The following is a 16,095-nucleotide window of genomic DNA, read 5'->3' as shown; positions in this document are numbered from 1 at the left end:
CTATGGAGCGCGTTTGAAATAGCATATTTATTCTACACAGATTTTGCTCCTACGGAGCAAACCAGCTTTACAGTATTTTCCAAAGCTTTTTTGATATTATTTAATTTCTACGCATCCTATTCTTCCTCCCGCATTTCCTGTCGGTTGGGTATGAAAATCATCAGCATTGGCATGAATCACTAAGGATTTCCCCATAATATTTTTGCTATCATCGTTACAACCGAGACACCATTTATCGGTATCAAAAATAAAACGAACAGATCCATCATTTTTAGCTATAATATTGCCAATATCTCCCATGTGAAAATGTTCGGTGTCCCATTTCCCATGTTCATCTTTTGCAGGATTCCAGTGTCCACCAGCAGAACTTGCATCTGTAGCAGAACAATCTCCTTTTTCATGAATGTGTACAGCATGAATTCCCGGAGATAAATGGTAAACCATAAGATCCATTTTTACATTTTTCCCTTTTTGAGTAAAGGCAGCAGTTCCCTGAACTTGAGTTCCACTTTTAGAATTAATTTTGTACGTTTTTGTTGTTGAACAAGATACTAAAGCAAGTATTGCGAAAATAGCTGCAGATATTGGAGTTTTCATATAAAAAGTTTAAAAATAGGTAATATAAAAATAGCAAAAAAGGGAAAGAAATAGTTATACAATTAGTAGTATTGCGTTATTATATTTGCATAAATTTTTTTAGGAACCGAATTTTTTTACTATTCAGTATGTAATTTTTACGATTCAGTAATTTTTATTTCTTTGTAGTAATTTCCTTCCGTTACATTTGTTTCAAATTATATAAATGAAAACTCTATTCTTTAAAACATTATTACTCGTAGTTAGTACAATTTCAGTATCTATATTTTCCCAAGTAAAAATTTCCGGGAAAGTAATTTTCAGAAACAAAGGGGTGAAAGACGTAAATGTAACACTGAAAGACACTTATGATGGTGCAACTACCGATGCCAATGGAAATTTCTCTTTTGAAACTTCTGAAAAAGGAAACCGGACTTTAGTTTTCACAAGTTCACAGTACAATGAAATTGAGAAAAACATTGAAATCGGCGATCAACCTTTAACAGTAAATGCTGAAATAAAAGAAAGAATCAGTGAAATTGATGCTGTGGTTATTTCTGCTGGTTCTATCGAAGCAAGCGACAAAAAACGTGCAACTGCCTTACTTACGCCCATAGATATTTATACAACAGCAGGAGCGGATGCACAAATTTCTTCTGCGCTTACATTTCTTCCCGGTGTACAAAATGTTGGAGAAAGTGAAGGTCTTTTCATTCGTGGAGGTACAGGAACTGAAGCAAAAATTTTTATGGACGGAAGTTTGATCAATAATTATTTTACAAGTTCTGTTCCCGGAATTGCAGGAAGAGATCGTTTTAATACTTCACTTTTTAAAGGAAATATTTTTTCAAGTGGCGGATATTCTGCACTTTATGGTCAGGCTTTATCCGGAGTTTTGATTTTGGAAAGTATTGATTTTCCGGAACAAAGTTCTTATGATATCGGAGTTTCTCCCATTTTTTTAAATGCAAATTATCAAAAAGTAGATTCTGCGAAAACCCATTCTTTCGGAATTGGAATTGGCTACACCAATCTTGACCTGATGAAGAAAGTTTTTAATTTCAATACTAATTTTATAAAAGCTCCGCAAGGTTTTGATTCTAACTTTAATTTCAGAATAAAAACAAAATCGGGAGGAATGCTAAAATATTACGGAAGTTTTGACAACAATCAGATGAGGGTGCAAAATGAAAGCCTGGAAACTGATTATAATTTTACCGATTTTGGAATAAAAGGAGCCAATACCTTTCATACGCTTTCTTTTCGACAAAAATTGGGAAAATATTTGTTGAATCTCAGTACTTCTTATTCGTACAATAAGACCAATTTAGAAATTGATAATCAGAAAACTGACGGACAAACAGAAGAACAAGATATTGATACCAAAAGTAATTATTTGAACTTTAAAGGAGTTTTGGAAAGAAAAATAGGAATTATAAGCGCTGTTCGTGGTGGTGTGGAAATGAATTCAGCCAATGAAAAATACGAATCTGCTTATTTTACCGGAACATATAAAGATTTTACCACTTCTCTTTTTGCAGAAACGGACTTAGGATTTAGCAATCGTTTTTCTGCGAAAGTGGGAGCAAGAGCAGAAAACTCCTCTTTCCTCAATCAATGGAATTTTGCTCCGAGACTGGCTTTAGCGTATCGTTTTGACAAAACATGGACAAGTTCTATTGCTTACGGAATTTTCTACCAAAATCCTGAAAGTAAATACACTAATAGTTCTTCTGATCTTACCTTTCAGAAAGCGGAGCATTATATTTTTCAGATTCAGAAAAGTATGGAGGGAAGAAGCCTCAGAATGGAAGCCTTTTATAAAAAATACGACGATCTTATCCGAACAAAAGGGAATCAATTTTTTCAGTATGCTGAAAACAATGATGGTAATGGTTCTGCAAAAGGGATTGAATTTTTTTGGAGAGACAAGAAAACGTTTAAAAGCATCGATTACTGGCTGAGTTATTCTTATCTGGATACAAAAAGAAATTATTTAAATTATCCTTTTAGTCTTACTCCTACATTTGCTGCAAAGCATACTCTTTCTGCTGTTGCTAAAAAATTTGTAACCAAATGGAAAACAGGATTTAACTTTTCTTATACATACGCTTCAGGAAGACCATATTATGATATTGTTACACAGAATGCATCAAATATTGTAAGAAATGAAGGTAAATTAAAAGATTACAACGCACTGAATTTCAGTGTAAACTATCTTCCGAATCTCGGGAAAAAAGGAGCATCAGCATTCACTGTTTTGGTATTGAGTGTTTCAAATATTTTAGGAAATAAAAACATCTATGGATATAATTTTTCTTCGGATGGTGCAAGAAGTTCTGCGGTTCGTCCTCCTGTTAATACTTTTGTTTTTGTAGGTGCTTTCATCAGTTTTGGGGTAGACAAAACGCAAGATGCTATTAACAATAATTTATAAAACCGTTCAGTTGTATAAATCTACCATTCGGTAAGAAATTTTATCAGGAAAAATTCTTTTACTCTATTTTTACATCAATAATTAAATAATATAAAACTTAAAAAACATGGCAAAATTATTTTTAACCCTCGCATTAGTAGTAACAAGCATTTTTGCTTTTTCACAAACAGCTTTTGACAAAGCAATGGCAGAAAAAATTGGAAAAATTGAAGCATGCAAAACACCGGAAGAATTTACGGCTCTTGCCAATGATTTTTCAAGAATCGGAGATAAAGAAAAATCACAATGGCTTCCGTATTACTATTCGGCATTTGCAACAATCCAGAAAGGGAGAAGATTAATGATGACAGGTAAAAACTCCGAGCTAGATCCTATCGCAGATGAAGCACAGAAATATTTGGATAAATCTATTGCACTGAATAGTGAAAATGCAGAAAACTATATCCTACAAAAAATGATTCATTCTTTGAAAATGATGGTGAATCCTATGGAAAGATACAGAACAGAGGGAGCTTTAGCAATGGAAGCTCTTTCAAAAGCTGAAAAATTAGACCCGGAAAACCCGAGAATTACCCTTCTAAAGGCTGAAGATACATATTATACTCCGGAACAATTCGGGGGTAGTAAAGAAAAAGGATTAGAACTTTTCCAAAAATCACTTGCTCAATTTAATGCCTACAAAGCACAATCTGATCTATCACCAAACTGGGGAAAACCGGAAGCAGAATATTTTATTGCGAATAAGCCATAAACCTTTATAACAGCATAGAAGCGCGCCAAATATTGGCGCGCTTCTTTTTTATAAAAATGTAGAAATTACGGCTCAGAAGCAAAAAACACCTATTCGGTCAGTTAAAGTTTTAAACGGCATATTTTCAATATACCTTTGATGTAATAAAAAATCAAAATTATTATGAAAACAGCATTCAGTATTTTAGCATTATCAATTGTAAGTTTTGCTTCTGCACAGAGTTATCAGTTAAAAGTAAAAATTCAGCAAATTAAAAACGATAAAGGAAGCATTATTGTTGGCTTGTATGATTCTAAAGATAATTTTTTGAAAAAAAATATTCAAGGAAAAATTTCAGAAATCAATGGAAATGAAGCAGAAGTCTTATTTACTAATTTACCGGAAGGAGAATATGCGGTTTCCTTATATCATGATGAAAACAATAATAAAAAATTAGACAAAGGAACTTTCGGAATTCCGAAAGAAGAGTACGCATTCTCTAATCAGGCAAAAGGTTTTATGGGACCACCCAATTATAAAGATGCTAAATTTACATTGAGTAAAAACACAACAATTACGGTGAAACTTTAATACAATTCAGACGAGTAAATTGACCTTTGAGTGACAAAAAATTGATTTCTGTATTTAATCATCATACATTTGTTTCAAGAATTTAGACCATGAATAAGACGATCAAAACATTACTTTGGATTACATTTGGTTCCAATCTGTTTTTTTTCACCTTTTTGACAGATGAAAAGAACCTGAAAAATTTTGGATTTGGTTTTTTGATTTCTGCAATGTACTCTTTTAGTTTAGGACTTAGTAATGGATTTATTAATAATTTCCTTAATAAAAAATTTTCCTGGACAGAACAGACTAGGTTGAGAACTATTTTAGGAATTATAGTTACAGTAATCGTTAATTTCATAGTGGTCTATCTTTGCAATTACATCAATTTTGTGCTAATTCAGGGAGTGAAAACAGAAGTTTTCTTTTCGGGAAAATACAATTTCATTACTTGGTTTATGATCAATTTTGCTTTGATGATTTCGGCTTTTCTTCATGCAAAAGGTTTTATGGAAGAATGGAAAAAATCTTCACGCAAAGAAGTAGTAGAACAAAAACTTATTGCAAAATCTGCCAATGCACAATTTGAAAGCCTTAAAAATCAACTTGATCCACATTTTCTTTTTAATTCATTGAATGTTTTAAGTGCTTTAATTGATGAAAATCCAAATCAGGCACAAAAGTTTACGGCTTCAATGTCAAAGATTTACAGATATGTTTTGGAGCAAAAAGATAAAGAATTGGTAAGTGTAGAAGATGAAATTGATTTTGCTAAAACGTACTGTGAACTTCTGAAAACCAGATTTGAAGACAGCGTGAATTTTGAATTCGATATTCCGTCAGAATCAATGAAAAACTATGTAGTACCATTGTCTTTACAGCTCTTATTGGAAAATTGTATTAAGCATAATTTTGCAACATCCTCAAAACCACTTACCATAAAAATAGGCGTAGAAAATGATTTCCTTTATATAGAAAATAATCTTCAAGCCAGAGAACAAGTAAAAGAAAGCGCAGGAATAGGTTTGGCAAATATTGTACAACGATATGCCTTACTTACCAAGAAAAATGTTTTCGTAGAAAAATCGGAAAACTATTTTAAGGTTAAAATACCAATATTAATAGAAAAAACATCGAACATGATACCAACAAATTCAGACAAAGAAAATTTTGCTTACGAAAGAGCAGCAAAAAGAGTAAGAGAACTAAAAGGATTTTATGGAAACCTAACATCTTATTGCCTAGTTATTCCCTTTTTAATATTTATAAATATCTACACCTCTCCACAATATTACTGGTTTTGGTGGCCAATGTTAGGTTGGGGAATTGGAGTTATTTCGCATGCCATTCAGGTTTTTGGAGTAGGAAAAGAATGGGAAGAAAGAAAGATTCGTGAAATTTTAGAAAAAGAAAATTATGGAAAATAATATCGATTACGATTTAGCACAAGATCATGTGAAAGCATTAAAAAAATTTTACACCAGTTTGGTCTTGTTCGTATTAGTGAATGCAATACTGTTTTTCATACATTATTCAAAAATAGGTTCTGTAGAATTGCCTTTTAGGTCTATTATTTTGACAATCTGGATGGTAATATTGATAATAAAAGCGACAAAATTATTTATTTTCAATGCAGCTTGGGAAAAGAAGATAATCAATAAGGAACTTAAAAAAAATAAAAATGGAAACCTTTGACAAAAACAATATAAAATATTTAGTAGCTGAAAAAAGAGTAAAAAGACTGAAAGGATTTTATATTCATGCTCTTGTATATGTAGTAGTAAATAGTATTATTTTACTTTTAAAATTTAATGAATTAGATTCGGGAGAATCAATCTGGAGTTTGAATTTTTTTGCAACACCATTTTTCTGGGGAATCGGATTATTAGCAGATGGACTGAGTGTTTTCATGCCGGGCTTTATTCTCGGAAGTGATTGGGAGGAAAGAAAAATAAAAGAACTGATGGATAAATATAATTAGTAGCAATTTTTATATATTAGTAGAAGCATGACAAAAATAAAAACAATCATCATTGAAGACGAAAAACCAGCAGTAAGAAGACTGGAAAGAATGTTGAGTTTATTTCCTGATTTAGAAGTTGTTGCAAGTGTCAATTCTGTGGAAGAAGGCATTGATTGGTTTCAAAATAACGATCATCCGCAATTGATTTTTTCCGATATAGTTTTAGGTGATGGATTGTCGTTTGATATTTTTGAGAAAGTTTCTACAAAGGGATTTATCATTTATACCACTGCTTTTGATCAGTATACTTTGAAAGCATTTAAGCTAAATAGTATTGATTATTTACTGAAACCTATTCTGGAGGAAGATCTGGCGAAAGCAATTGAAAAATTCAAATCTTTCCTGCCGAATGAAAGTGAAAATAACATTCAGGAAATCAAACAATTAATTAAAGAAGAAAAATCTAAACTTTCTCGTATTTTAGTGAAAATTGGTTATAATTTGAAAGTGGTTTCTACGAATGAAGTAAGTTGTTTCTTCAGCGAAAATAAAATTGTTTACTTGCAAACCAAAGATAGAAATTATCCTACTGACTTTACTTTGGACGAATTGGAAGACGTTCTGGATGAAAAGAAATTTTTTCGGGTAAACCGACAATTTATTATTAGTTCAGATTATATTAAGAATATTCACACTTCGCCATATTATAAAACGGAACTGGAATTTCAGCCGGAAGAAGAAATTACAGTGAGCCGAGATCGAGTGAAAGATTTTAAAGAATGGTTAGTACAATGATTTTATAATCAATAATAGTAATAATAGAAAAAAATCCTGTCATCGACAGGATTTTTATTATTTGAAAAACTTTCGTAAGTTATTCTGCTGCTTCAGAAGTTTGTACTTCTGCTTCAGGAGCATCAGTAGTTTCTTCTTCATCTTCATCATCCATTTGCGCAGCACCTCCTTTCATTGCATTTCTAGACATCTTCACAGCAGCAACTACTGCATTATCAGGATGCATAAAAGAATATGCTTCATTTTTAAGGCTTTCAACATATAGTTTGTTACCTATTCTTAGTGGAGTTACATCCACAACGATTTCGTCTGGCAAGTTTGCAGGGATTGCTTTTACTTTCAATTTTCTGAAAGATTGACGAAGAACACCACCTGCAACAACACCTTTTGCACGTCCTGTAATTCTCACAGGAACTTCCATAACAACAGGTTTGTCATCAGCTAATTGATAAAAATCAACGTGAAGAATTTTGTCTGTGATCGGGTGGAATTGAATGTCCTGAAGTACGGCAGGAATTGTTTGTCCGTCAACCTCAATAGATACCGTGTGTGCTTCAGGAGTATAAACCAAATTTTTGAAAGATTTCTCTTCAGTAGAGAAGTTCAAAGGTTCTTTTCCTCCATAAACAACACAAGGAACTAATTCAGCATCACGTAAAGCTTTTGTAGACTTTTTGCCCACGCTTTCTCTTTTTGTACCTTGAATTGTAATAGATTTCATTTATAAAAAATTAAAAATTGTTTTAAAATTTTGGTTTGCAAAGATATAAATTATTTTTTAAATAATAAACTTATCACTGATGGATTGATGCTCATGAACACTTTTCATTACATCAGCAAACAATGGAGCACATGAAAGTACTTTAATTTTAGAAGAAAGATCCTTTTTTACCGGAATAGTATCTGTTACAATAACTTCTAAAAGTTGAGAGTTTTCAATATTTTCATAGGCTTTTCCGGAGAGAACACCATGACTAGCCATTGCTCTTACGCTTTTTGCACCGTTTTTCATTAGAATATCTGCGGCTTTGCAAAGAGTTCCGGCAGTATCGATCATGTCATCAATAAGTATTACGTTTCTATCCTGAACATCACCAATAAGGAACATTTCTTCCACAACATTTGCCTTTTTTCTTTCTTTGTAGGCAATTACTACTTCAGCTCCAAGATGGCTTGCATAGTTTTTTGCTCTTTTTGCACCTCCCATATCTGGAGAAGCAATAGTAAGATTGTCAATGTTTAGAGATTTGACATAATCTACAAAAATAGTGGATGCATAAAGATGATCAACCGGAATTTCAAAAAACCCTTGAATTTGATCCGCATGTAGATCCATTGTCATAATTCTTGTTGCGCCTGCTGCCGTAAGAAGATTGGCTACAAGTTTTGCACCGATTGGAGCTCTTGGTTTATCTTTTCTGTCTTGTCTTGCTAATCCAAAATAAGGAATAACTACAGTAATATTTTTTGCGGAAGCTCTTTTAGCTGCATCAATCATTAGTAAAAGTTCTAAAAGATTGTCTGCAGGAGGAAACGTGGAACCAATGAGAAAGACTCTTCCTCCTCTTACGGATTGGTCTAAAGCTGGTTCAAATTCTCCGTCACTGAATTCTTGAAAATTAATTTTTCCAAGTTTCTGTCCATAATGTTCGGCTATTTTTTCCGCCAGTTCTTTACTTGTTCTTGTAGAAAATAGATAGGTTGCCTGATCAGCCATTTTGCTTTTTTTAGATGTTGCAAATTTAAAAAAATAAAACCACCTGAAAAATCAAGTGGTTTTAAAATTTATTTCATTGAAATAATATTAAGGGAAAGTTACTCCTGAATATTTGTTAGGATTTACTTGTGGTAGGTTGGATTTATACTTAGCGTTTATTGCTTTTATAAATTCATTTGCAATAATTGCATATCCTCTGCCACTAGGATGTACTCCATCAAGAGAAAAAGCTCCTCCAGTTACAAATGTAGCAGTATAACGTACTCCATCCCATTGAATTCCGGACTGAGAATTTAGTTCATTCATTTTTGCATTAGCGTCTACGAATGCTAATCCATAAGAATCTGCTAAACTTTTTATAGCTGTGTTGTAAGCATCAGTTGCTGTTTTTACTGCAGCAACTTCAATTTCTGTCAAAACATATTGGTTTGCAAGGGCAGTTACCGTTCCTCCACCAGATTGTAACACACTTGCTGCAGTTAATAAAATTAAGTCTTTAACTGTTGTTTGTCGGTATGAAGGCAATCCATAAGCTGAGAGATCTGTTAAATCTTTATCTATAATAACAGCTCCATTGGCTACATTTCCAGCATTAAATTTAATTAATCTTTGTTGGTATTCAGCATCTGTTATTTTTCCTAATGCTTTCATCTGTGCTAAACCACCATTATAAGTGGAATAAGCAGTATTAAGTTGAGTAACTTGAGTATCTGTAAGACCTGAAATTGGCTTAGCAGAAACTCTCGTGAAAAAAGGAATAGATGTTACATACGGAATATTAGCAATAACTCCCTTTGTAGAGCCTACGCTTTTTAAGCCATCTAAAACAGCTTTTATGGAACCAGCTACAACATTAGGATCGGAGATATCGTTCGATTTATAAGTTAAAGGATTTGTATTTCCTATTTGGTTTGTAGCAGCGGTGTAAGTAGTAACTCCACCTGTTGTTGTAGAATTTGTACCTCCAGAAGTAGAATATGCTAATACATCATTCGCACCAATCCAAAGAGAGAAAAAAGTTGGTTTTTGTGCCATTGCATCAGCCAATACACTTGTAGAAGCTGAAGTTGCGAATCTCACAAAATATGGATTTGCTGCTCCTACTGCCAATCCGGCTGGATTTCCATAACCATTAGCAGGCAAGTGATAAGATTTCGCTCCAGGAACACCCATATTATTGAAATATTTTCCAGTTCCTCCAATGATATCAACGTCTGCAGCAGGAGCACTTGCAACAGGAGATAAAGAACCGTTTACAACTTTTAAAGTAAGTTTTCCATAAAAACTTGTTCCTCCAGATGCAGTAAACAAACTTGTAAAACCTCCCACATTATTTGGCATTAATGGCTGAGTAAAAGCACCTCCTCCTGCGAGTTGCATTTGCTTAGCAATCATGGACGGATAAGATTCATTTTGTCCATCAGAATATAATGCGCCGTCTCTGTATCCTGAAGTAAGAGAATTCCCGATAGAAACATATTTGCTGAAATTTGCGTCTCCACTGGTAATGACTATATCATTTACGTCCGATTCAAATTCTGTGTCACAACTTGTAGTTATTCCAAAAATAGCTAACGTTAGTACAGAAATAAGTATTTTTTTCATAATGTCAATTAAAATGCGTTATAAGAAAGGCCTAAACCAAAATAATATGCTCTGGCTTTAACCTGGCCACTAAAATTATAAAATGTGTTATCAAAAGTTCTGGATTTCTGGAAATTATAGGCTCCAGATAAATCAATTCCTAAACCTTTCCATTTATATCCAATCCCGCCTGTAACTACATTTGCGTCTAAAGATGGTGTTTCGGGACTAAAGTCACCAGTCTGATATGGAGATTCATCATAATAATACCCTAATCTTCCTGCAAATTTTTCTGAAAGCATATATTGCGTTCCTACTCTGAAAGTTTTGGTGTTTTTAAAATTCTTCGGAATCACAGAAACTGTTGGATCAGATGCCTGATTTCCTACTGTAGCATTGTCAAAATCCAATTTGAGTTTATAATAATTCGACCAACCATGATAATTAAAATCTGCTGAAACTAACCATTTCGGAGTGATCTTGTATGTTGCTCCCAAAGTTATCTCATCAGATAAAGGAAGAGTAGCTTTGAAGCCATCTGTACTACTTCCGTTAAGTCCAAATGATGGATTATCAAGTATGGATTTAGGAAGATTGAATGTCGCTGTTCCGCTTTTTGCTTCCATATCAATTGGGGAACGATACGCAACACTTATATCCCATTTGTTATCCGGTTGAAAATAAAAACCAAAACCAAAACCGGTTCCGCTAGCTTTTTTGTCGTTTAAGTTGAGGCTTCCACCAAATTGGGTGATTGACCTATTCCAATCCACTGAACCTCTTGCGTAAATAAAACTACCTCCTAAAGAAACCCAAGGTGCTAATTTTACGGAAATCATTGGTTGAAAAAAGAACGCTTTAAGTTCAATATCCTGAACAATTTCTCTTCCTGCCCAGTTTTCATCCCATTTTACACTACTACCGAAAGGCGTGGAAAGACTAAAACCAACAGAAAGATTATCCATCATTTTATAAGCGACTGCTGCATAAACCGGCGTTCCTATTGGATTATCAGTCGTGTAAGATTCATGTGTTAAAGGATTTTGGTACGTAACTTCTGAATTAATTCCAAATCCTCCAGCTGCAACACTTAGCTTTGCAGGAATAAAGGAAATTCCAGCCGGATTGAAGAATGCTACACTCGCATCTTCTGCATGAGCGCTCGTATGAGCCATTGCAAGCTGTTTTACACCCTGCAGTGAAACCCGGAATCCGCCAGCATAAAGCATGGCTCCAGCTAAAACTGCTGTTGTAACAAATATTTTTCTCATATTCAATAGATATTAATGTTTCAAATATAAAATTATTTTTCCTTCGTCTGTTAAATAATCTTAAAATTTTTAAACAGAATTTTCAAAATGAAACTGTTTAATTTGTTTGATTTATTATAACGTACTGATTTTAAGTTATTTATTAATTTAATTATTGCCATTCTTTGCATAGTGATTTCAGTATGTTTGGTTTAAACAATATAATCTGTACGTCTTTCAGTTAGAAAAAATATTCATGATTATTTATTTAAAATAAAGTTTAAATTTGCATTAAATTTTATATAACAAAAAATATGAGTTGTGGATGTAAAACATCCGGAGATTCTACCCATTCTTGTGGAACAAAAGCAAGTACGGGCTGTGAAAATGTAAATACCTGTGGTAATAGTTATAAATTAAGTGTTTTCGATTGGCTTTCCAATATTAATAATCCAGCTCCATCGAAAACTGATTTTGTAGAAGTAAGATTTAAAAACGACCGAAAGGCTTTTTATAAAAATGTACATCATTTGCCCCTACATATAGGTAGTATTGTAACTGTAGAATCTAATCCGGGACATGATATTGGCGTTGTAAGCCTAACAGGAGAACTGGTAAAAATTCAGATGAAAAAGAAAAATGCATCTGATGAAAATCCCCTTAAAATATATCGCTTAGCCAACCAAAAAGATATTGAAACTTGGCAAAATGTGCGCGAAAAAGAAAACGCTGTAAAAATAGAGGCAAGAAAAATTGCACAAAACCTAAAACTTGAAATGAAAATCACAGATGTTGAGTTTCAAGGAGATGGTGGAAAAGTTACTTTTTATTATACAGCGGATAATCGTGTGGATTTCAGGCAATTAATCAAAGATTATGCTGCTGCTTTTCGTACAAAAATTGACATGAAACAGATAGGTTTTCGTCAGGAAGCAGCAAAAGTAGGTGGTATTGGTTCTTGTGGCAGAGAATTGTGCTGTTCTACTTGGCTCACAGATTTTCGTTCTGTGAATACAAATGCTGCTCGTTATCAACAACTAAGTATCAATCCTCAAAAATTGGCAGGACAATGTGGAAAACTAAAGTGCTGTCTCAACTATGAATTGGATAGTTATTTGGATGCTTTAAGCGATTTTCCTTCCACAGCCACAACTCTGGAAACAGAAAAAGGAAAAGCGTTTTGTATTAAAATTGATGTCTTCAAAAAGAAAATGTGGTTTGCTTATGTAGAAAATTCAATAGCATGGTATGATATTGATATTCAGCAAATAAAAACTCTAATGAAGCAAAATTCAAAAGGAGAAAAAACACTTCCGTTGGAAGATCTTGTTTCAAAAAATATCTCGACACAATCTGCTGATCTTATTCAGGAAAACAGTGTTGATCGTTTTGAAAGAAAGAAAAAGCCAAACAAACCCCAGCAAAAGAAAAATCCTAATAATCAGCAAAATCAACAACCTGCCAATACTGCAAAACCTGCAAATCAGGAAAAAACAAAACAGGAGGGCAACAAGGAAAAAAATAAAAAATTCAAAAAAAAGTTTCATCCTAAAAAAAACGGTGATGCATAAGATTCTGACAATTTTTTTCGTTCTGTTTCTGTTAATAGGGTGTGATAAATCTTCAGAAAATATCAAAATCAATAGCCTGAACGGAAAATGGAACAAGAAAAAGGAACAAAAATTTGAATTCGATATTACAGATGCACAGCTTTCAAAAAATATTATATTTGTTGTAAGAAATAATAATGATTATCCTTACAGTAATTTGAGGTTGATTGTGAATTTTTCAAACCTGAAAACCAAGAAAAAAACGATTGATACGTTGAATTACATAATGGCTCAACCTAATGGAGAATGGATAGGAAAAGGATTTGGAGACACGAAAGAAGTTCTCTTTCAGTACAAGTTGAACTATAAATTTCCGGAAAACGGAAAATATTCAATCGGAGTTATTCAGGCAATGAGAAATGACAATCTTCCCGGTATTGAAGATATTGGAATAAAAATAGAAACGGCAAAACCGTAACTTTTCTATGGAAAATAATCAAAAAACAGGAAACAAAAACAAACCGGCTTTTCCACTTCCACCAAAAAAGCAGAAGAACAGAGGCTGGAAAAAATGGGTTAAGTTTATTTGGCTTGCTCTTATCGCTACCGTTATAGGTATTGCTGCAATTTTCTTTGCAGTTTCCCAAGGATTTTTGGGAGAAATGCCCGATGTAAAGGAACTTGAAAATCCTGATATTTATGTAGCATCCGAAATTTACTCTTCAGATGGGCAATTATTAGGCAAATTCGAAAAAGAAAAAACGCAGCCCGTTACATATAAGCAGCTTCCTAACTATCTTGTCTATGCACTTCAGGCAAAAGAAGATGAACGTTTTAAAGAACATTCAGGGATAGATTTACAGTCCATTGTAAGAGCCGTTGTTTTTCAAGGAAAAAGAGGAGGGGGTTCTACTATTACTCAGCAGCTGGCAAAATTATTATTTACTGGAGAACGTTCTACCAATAAGTTTCAAAGAAGTTTTCAGAAACTTAAAGAATGGGTAGTTGCCGTAAGTTTAGAGAAAAGATACACAAAAGAAGAAATCATCACCTTGTATTTTAATAAGTTTGATTTTCTGTATAATGCAAACGGTATTGAAATGGCTTCCCAAATTTATTTCAACAAACATACAAACCAGCTTACTCTTCCTGAAGCTGCAATGTTTGTAGCCATGCTTGAAAACCCTGTGAAAAATAACCCGATGAAAAATATGGATCGGGCAAAAGCAAGAAGAAATGTTGTATTGGATCAAATGCTAAAAACAGGTTACATAGATCAATCTATTTATGATAAGGCAATAGCAGCTCCTATTACTTTGGACTATCATCCAGTTAAAAATATTACGGAAGGATATTCTGCATATTATAAATTCTATTTAAGAAAAGAAATTGACAAATACCTTGTTGATTATGAGAAGCAAACAGGTAAAAAACTGAATCTTTACAAAGATGGTCTCAAAATCTACACGACATTAGACTCTAAAATGCAGAAATATGCAGAGGAAGCTATAAAAGAGCATCTTACTGATTTGCAGAGAAGATTTGATGCAGAACAAAGAGGAAGAAGACAGAAACCATTTTATTTTCTTACAGACAAAGAGATTAATAGCGTAATGGTTCAGGCAATGAAACGTACAGGAAGGTATAAATTATTGAAAAATGCTGGTGTTTCTGAAGATTCTATTATGCTCGAATTCAAAACCCCTACAAAAACATCCATTTTTACATGGGACGGAGAAGAAGAGGTAGAAATGTCACCTTGGGATTCTATTCGTTATCATAAACAAATTGCACAAGCAGGATTAATGTCAATGGTTCCAGGAACTGGAGAAATTAAAGCTTGGGTTGGTGGAATAGACTGGCAACATTTTCAATACGACCACATTAAGCAAGGAAAAAGACAGGTAGGTTCTACATTCAAACCATTTGTTTATGCTACTGCCATTATGAAATTGGGAATGACGCCGTGTTCTACTGTTTCCAATGGAACGTATAATTACAAAGGATGGCACGTTCCGGGAAGAGGTGGAATGCTTACCTTGAAGGATGCTTTGGCACATTCGCAAAACCCGGTTGCAGCAAGACTTATTCAGGAAACAGGTGTTGATGCGGTTATTCAGACTGCACGAGATTTAGGAGTAACAGAAGATATTCCGAGAAATAATACTATTGCATTAGGTTCATCAGATATTACCATTTTTGAAATGTTGGGAGCTTATTCCACATTTGCCAATTATGGAAATTACATTCGTCCCGAAATGATCTGGCGTATTGAAGATGCGAATGGACGTGTTATCAAGGAAGTAAAATCGGAGATAAAAGAAGTAATGAACGAGCTCTATGCTTATACCATGATTGATCTGATGAAAGGAGTTGCAGCTTACGGAACTGCATCAGGAGAACTTCGCAGAAAAGGAATTTCTGCCGCTGTGGAAATTGCCGGAAAAACGGGAACTACACAGAACAATTCCGATGGTTGGTTTATGGGAATTGTACCTAATCTTGCAACAGGAGCTTGGGTTGGTTGGGAAGATAGAGCGACGCACTTCTTCGGAACAGGAGAAGGTCAAGGTGCAAAAATGGCACTCCCAATTTGGGCTATTTTCATGAAAAAAGTTTGGGCAGACAAATCTCTCGGAATTTCTCCGGATGACAAATTCGTTAAACCTTCCAACTGGACCGGAAATTGCTCGGATCTTCAAGGATTGACTGGAGGTTACGGCGATGATGGCGGTTTGCAAACCATTGACCAAATCAAAAATCCTAAACCACCTGCCGAAAGCAAAGGCAATGGAAATACTTCTAAAAAAGAGGAGAATGCTAATGAAAACCTCAACACAGGAGAAGAAATTGATTTTAACAAATAAAATAAATTTAACCAAATACAACATCCTTCTAAAACTTTGGAAGGATGTTTTTATTT

Annotated in this window: 15 protein-coding genes; 10 read left to right on the top strand and 5 right to left on the bottom strand. The window is 33.8% G+C overall.

What is annotated here, in order from left to right; translation table 11 throughout:
- Nucleotides 1-96: 96 nt before the first annotated feature.
- Nucleotides 97-597, bottom strand: coding sequence for a superoxide dismutase family protein (locus tag AC2A1C_RS02735; RefSeq protein WP_484023228.1), 501 nt, complete (start codon nt 595-597; stop codon nt 97-99).
- Between the two features lie 205 nt (nt 598-802).
- Here AC2A1C_RS02735 and AC2A1C_RS02730 point away from each other — a divergent pair, with 205 nt between their 5' ends.
- The 7 genes from AC2A1C_RS02730 (at nt 803) to AC2A1C_RS02700 (ending at nt 7,071) form a co-directional block, all read left to right on the top strand.
- The gene (locus AC2A1C_RS02730; protein ID WP_484023226.1) at nt 803-3,013 is read left to right on the top strand and encodes a TonB-dependent receptor; all 2,211 of its coding nucleotides are present in this window, start codon (nt 803-805) and stop codon (nt 3,011-3,013) included.
- Between the two features lie 106 nt (nt 3,014-3,119).
- Nucleotides 3,120-3,764 carry a hypothetical protein gene (locus AC2A1C_RS02725; RefSeq protein ID WP_484023224.1) on the top strand — a complete coding sequence of 215 codons (645 nt, stop codon included), beginning with the start codon at nt 3,120-3,122 and terminating at the stop codon, nt 3,762-3,764.
- Nucleotides 3,765-3,926: 162 nt separating this feature from the next.
- Nucleotides 3,927-4,334, top strand: coding sequence for a DUF2141 domain-containing protein (locus AC2A1C_RS02720; RefSeq protein ID WP_484023222.1), 408 nt, complete (start codon nt 3,927-3,929; stop codon nt 4,332-4,334).
- A gap of 89 nt (nt 4,335-4,423) precedes the next feature.
- Entirely contained in the window at nt 4,424-5,740 is a 1,317-nt protein-coding gene (locus AC2A1C_RS02715) for a 2TM domain-containing protein (protein WP_484023220.1), read from the top strand.
- Nucleotides 5,730-6,008 (top strand): 2TM domain-containing protein, encoded by a 279-nt coding sequence (locus AC2A1C_RS02710; RefSeq protein WP_484023218.1) that lies wholly within the window; start codon nt 5,730-5,732, stop codon nt 6,006-6,008. Before AC2A1C_RS02715 ends, AC2A1C_RS02710 begins: the two co-directional genes overlap by 11 nt.
- Nucleotides 5,995-6,294, top strand: coding sequence for a 2TM domain-containing protein (locus tag AC2A1C_RS02705; protein ID WP_484023216.1), 300 nt, complete (start codon nt 5,995-5,997; stop codon nt 6,292-6,294). Before AC2A1C_RS02710 ends, AC2A1C_RS02705 begins: the two co-directional genes overlap by 14 nt.
- A 27-nt stretch (nt 6,295-6,321) precedes the next feature.
- Nucleotides 6,322-7,071 (top strand): LytR/AlgR family response regulator transcription factor, encoded by a 750-nt coding sequence (locus tag AC2A1C_RS02700; protein WP_484023214.1) that lies wholly within the window; start codon nt 6,322-6,324, stop codon nt 7,069-7,071.
- 79 nt (nt 7,072-7,150) lie between these two features.
- On the opposite strand, the gene AC2A1C_RS02695 is transcribed toward AC2A1C_RS02700, so the two are convergent.
- The 4 genes from AC2A1C_RS02695 to AC2A1C_RS02680 form a co-directional block, all read right to left on the bottom strand.
- A complete protein-coding gene (locus AC2A1C_RS02695; RefSeq protein WP_484023212.1) occupies nt 7,151-7,792 on the bottom strand; it encodes a 50S ribosomal protein L25/general stress protein Ctc in 642 nt (213 codons plus the stop codon).
- A 57-nt stretch (nt 7,793-7,849) separates the two neighbouring features.
- Nucleotides 7,850-8,788, bottom strand: a complete 939-nt coding sequence (locus tag AC2A1C_RS02690) for a ribose-phosphate pyrophosphokinase (RefSeq protein ID WP_484023210.1) — start codon at nt 8,786-8,788, stop codon at nt 7,850-7,852.
- An 87-nt stretch (nt 8,789-8,875) separates the two neighbouring features.
- Nucleotides 8,876-10,393 carry an SGNH/GDSL hydrolase family protein gene (locus tag AC2A1C_RS02685; protein ID WP_484023208.1) on the bottom strand — a complete coding sequence of 506 codons (1,518 nt, stop codon included), beginning with the start codon at nt 10,391-10,393 and terminating at the stop codon, nt 8,876-8,878.
- A gap of 8 nt (nt 10,394-10,401) precedes the next feature.
- On the bottom strand, nt 10,402-11,643 hold the full coding sequence (locus tag AC2A1C_RS02680; protein WP_484023206.1) for an OmpP1/FadL family transporter: 1,242 nt from the start codon (nt 11,641-11,643) through the stop codon (nt 10,402-10,404).
- A 293-nt stretch (nt 11,644-11,936) separates the two neighbouring features.
- Here AC2A1C_RS02680 and AC2A1C_RS02675 point away from each other — a divergent pair, with 293 nt between their 5' ends.
- Genes AC2A1C_RS02675 through AC2A1C_RS02665 form a run of 3 tightly spaced genes read left to right on the top strand, consistent with a single transcriptional unit; the run spans nt 11,937 to nt 16,039 of the window.
- On the top strand, nt 11,937-13,193 hold the full coding sequence (locus tag AC2A1C_RS02675) for a PSP1 domain-containing protein (protein WP_484023204.1): 1,257 nt from the start codon (nt 11,937-11,939) through the stop codon (nt 13,191-13,193).
- On the top strand, nt 13,186-13,650 hold the full coding sequence (locus AC2A1C_RS02670; RefSeq protein ID WP_484023202.1) for a gliding motility lipoprotein GldH: 465 nt from the start codon (nt 13,186-13,188) through the stop codon (nt 13,648-13,650). The genes AC2A1C_RS02675 and AC2A1C_RS02670 overlap by 8 nt, the downstream gene beginning before the upstream one ends.
- Nucleotides 13,651-13,657: 7 nt before the next feature.
- Nucleotides 13,658-16,039: a penicillin-binding protein 1A gene (locus AC2A1C_RS02665; RefSeq protein WP_484023200.1), complete on the top strand. Its 2,382-nt coding sequence runs from the start codon at nt 13,658-13,660 to the stop codon at nt 16,037-16,039.
- Nucleotides 16,040-16,095: the final 56 nt, after the last annotated feature.

The sequence above is a fragment of the Chryseobacterium sp. HNCC26DJ241 genome (assembly GCF_057180505.1).
This window is presented reverse-complemented; position numbering and strand designations above follow the sequence as displayed.

What these genes read in the sequence shown, in the direction of transcription:
- AC2A1C_RS02735 (WP_484023228.1), bottom strand. Translation starts at nt 597, where the DNA reads ATGAAAACTCCAATATCTGCAGCTATTTTCGCAATACTTGCTTTAGTA.
- AC2A1C_RS02730 (WP_484023226.1), top strand. Translation starts at nt 803, where the DNA reads ATGAAAACTCTATTCTTTAAAACATTATTACTCGTAGTTAGTACAATT.
- AC2A1C_RS02725 (WP_484023224.1), top strand. Translation starts at nt 3,120, where the DNA reads ATGGCAAAATTATTTTTAACCCTCGCATTAGTAGTAACAAGCATTTTT.
- AC2A1C_RS02720 (WP_484023222.1), top strand. Translation starts at nt 3,927, where the DNA reads ATGAAAACAGCATTCAGTATTTTAGCATTATCAATTGTAAGTTTTGCT.
- AC2A1C_RS02715 (WP_484023220.1), top strand. Translation starts at nt 4,424, where the DNA reads ATGAATAAGACGATCAAAACATTACTTTGGATTACATTTGGTTCCAAT.
- AC2A1C_RS02710 (WP_484023218.1), top strand. Translation starts at nt 5,730, where the DNA reads ATGGAAAATAATATCGATTACGATTTAGCACAAGATCATGTGAAAGCA.
- AC2A1C_RS02705 (WP_484023216.1), top strand. Translation starts at nt 5,995, where the DNA reads ATGGAAACCTTTGACAAAAACAATATAAAATATTTAGTAGCTGAAAAA.
- AC2A1C_RS02700 (WP_484023214.1), top strand. Translation starts at nt 6,322, where the DNA reads ATGACAAAAATAAAAACAATCATCATTGAAGACGAAAAACCAGCAGTA.
- AC2A1C_RS02695 (WP_484023212.1), bottom strand. Translation starts at nt 7,792, where the DNA reads ATGAAATCTATTACAATTCAAGGTACAAAAAGAGAAAGCGTGGGCAAA.
- AC2A1C_RS02690 (WP_484023210.1), bottom strand. Translation starts at nt 8,788, where the DNA reads ATGGCTGATCAGGCAACCTATCTATTTTCTACAAGAACAAGTAAAGAA.
- AC2A1C_RS02685 (WP_484023208.1), bottom strand. Translation starts at nt 10,393, where the DNA reads ATGAAAAAAATACTTATTTCTGTACTAACGTTAGCTATTTTTGGAATA.
- AC2A1C_RS02680 (WP_484023206.1), bottom strand. Translation starts at nt 11,643, where the DNA reads ATGAGAAAAATATTTGTTACAACAGCAGTTTTAGCTGGAGCCATGCTT.
- AC2A1C_RS02675 (WP_484023204.1), top strand. Translation starts at nt 11,937, where the DNA reads ATGAGTTGTGGATGTAAAACATCCGGAGATTCTACCCATTCTTGTGGA.
- AC2A1C_RS02670 (WP_484023202.1), top strand. Translation starts at nt 13,186, where the DNA reads ATGCATAAGATTCTGACAATTTTTTTCGTTCTGTTTCTGTTAATAGGG.
- AC2A1C_RS02665 (WP_484023200.1), top strand. Translation starts at nt 13,658, where the DNA reads ATGGAAAATAATCAAAAAACAGGAAACAAAAACAAACCGGCTTTTCCA.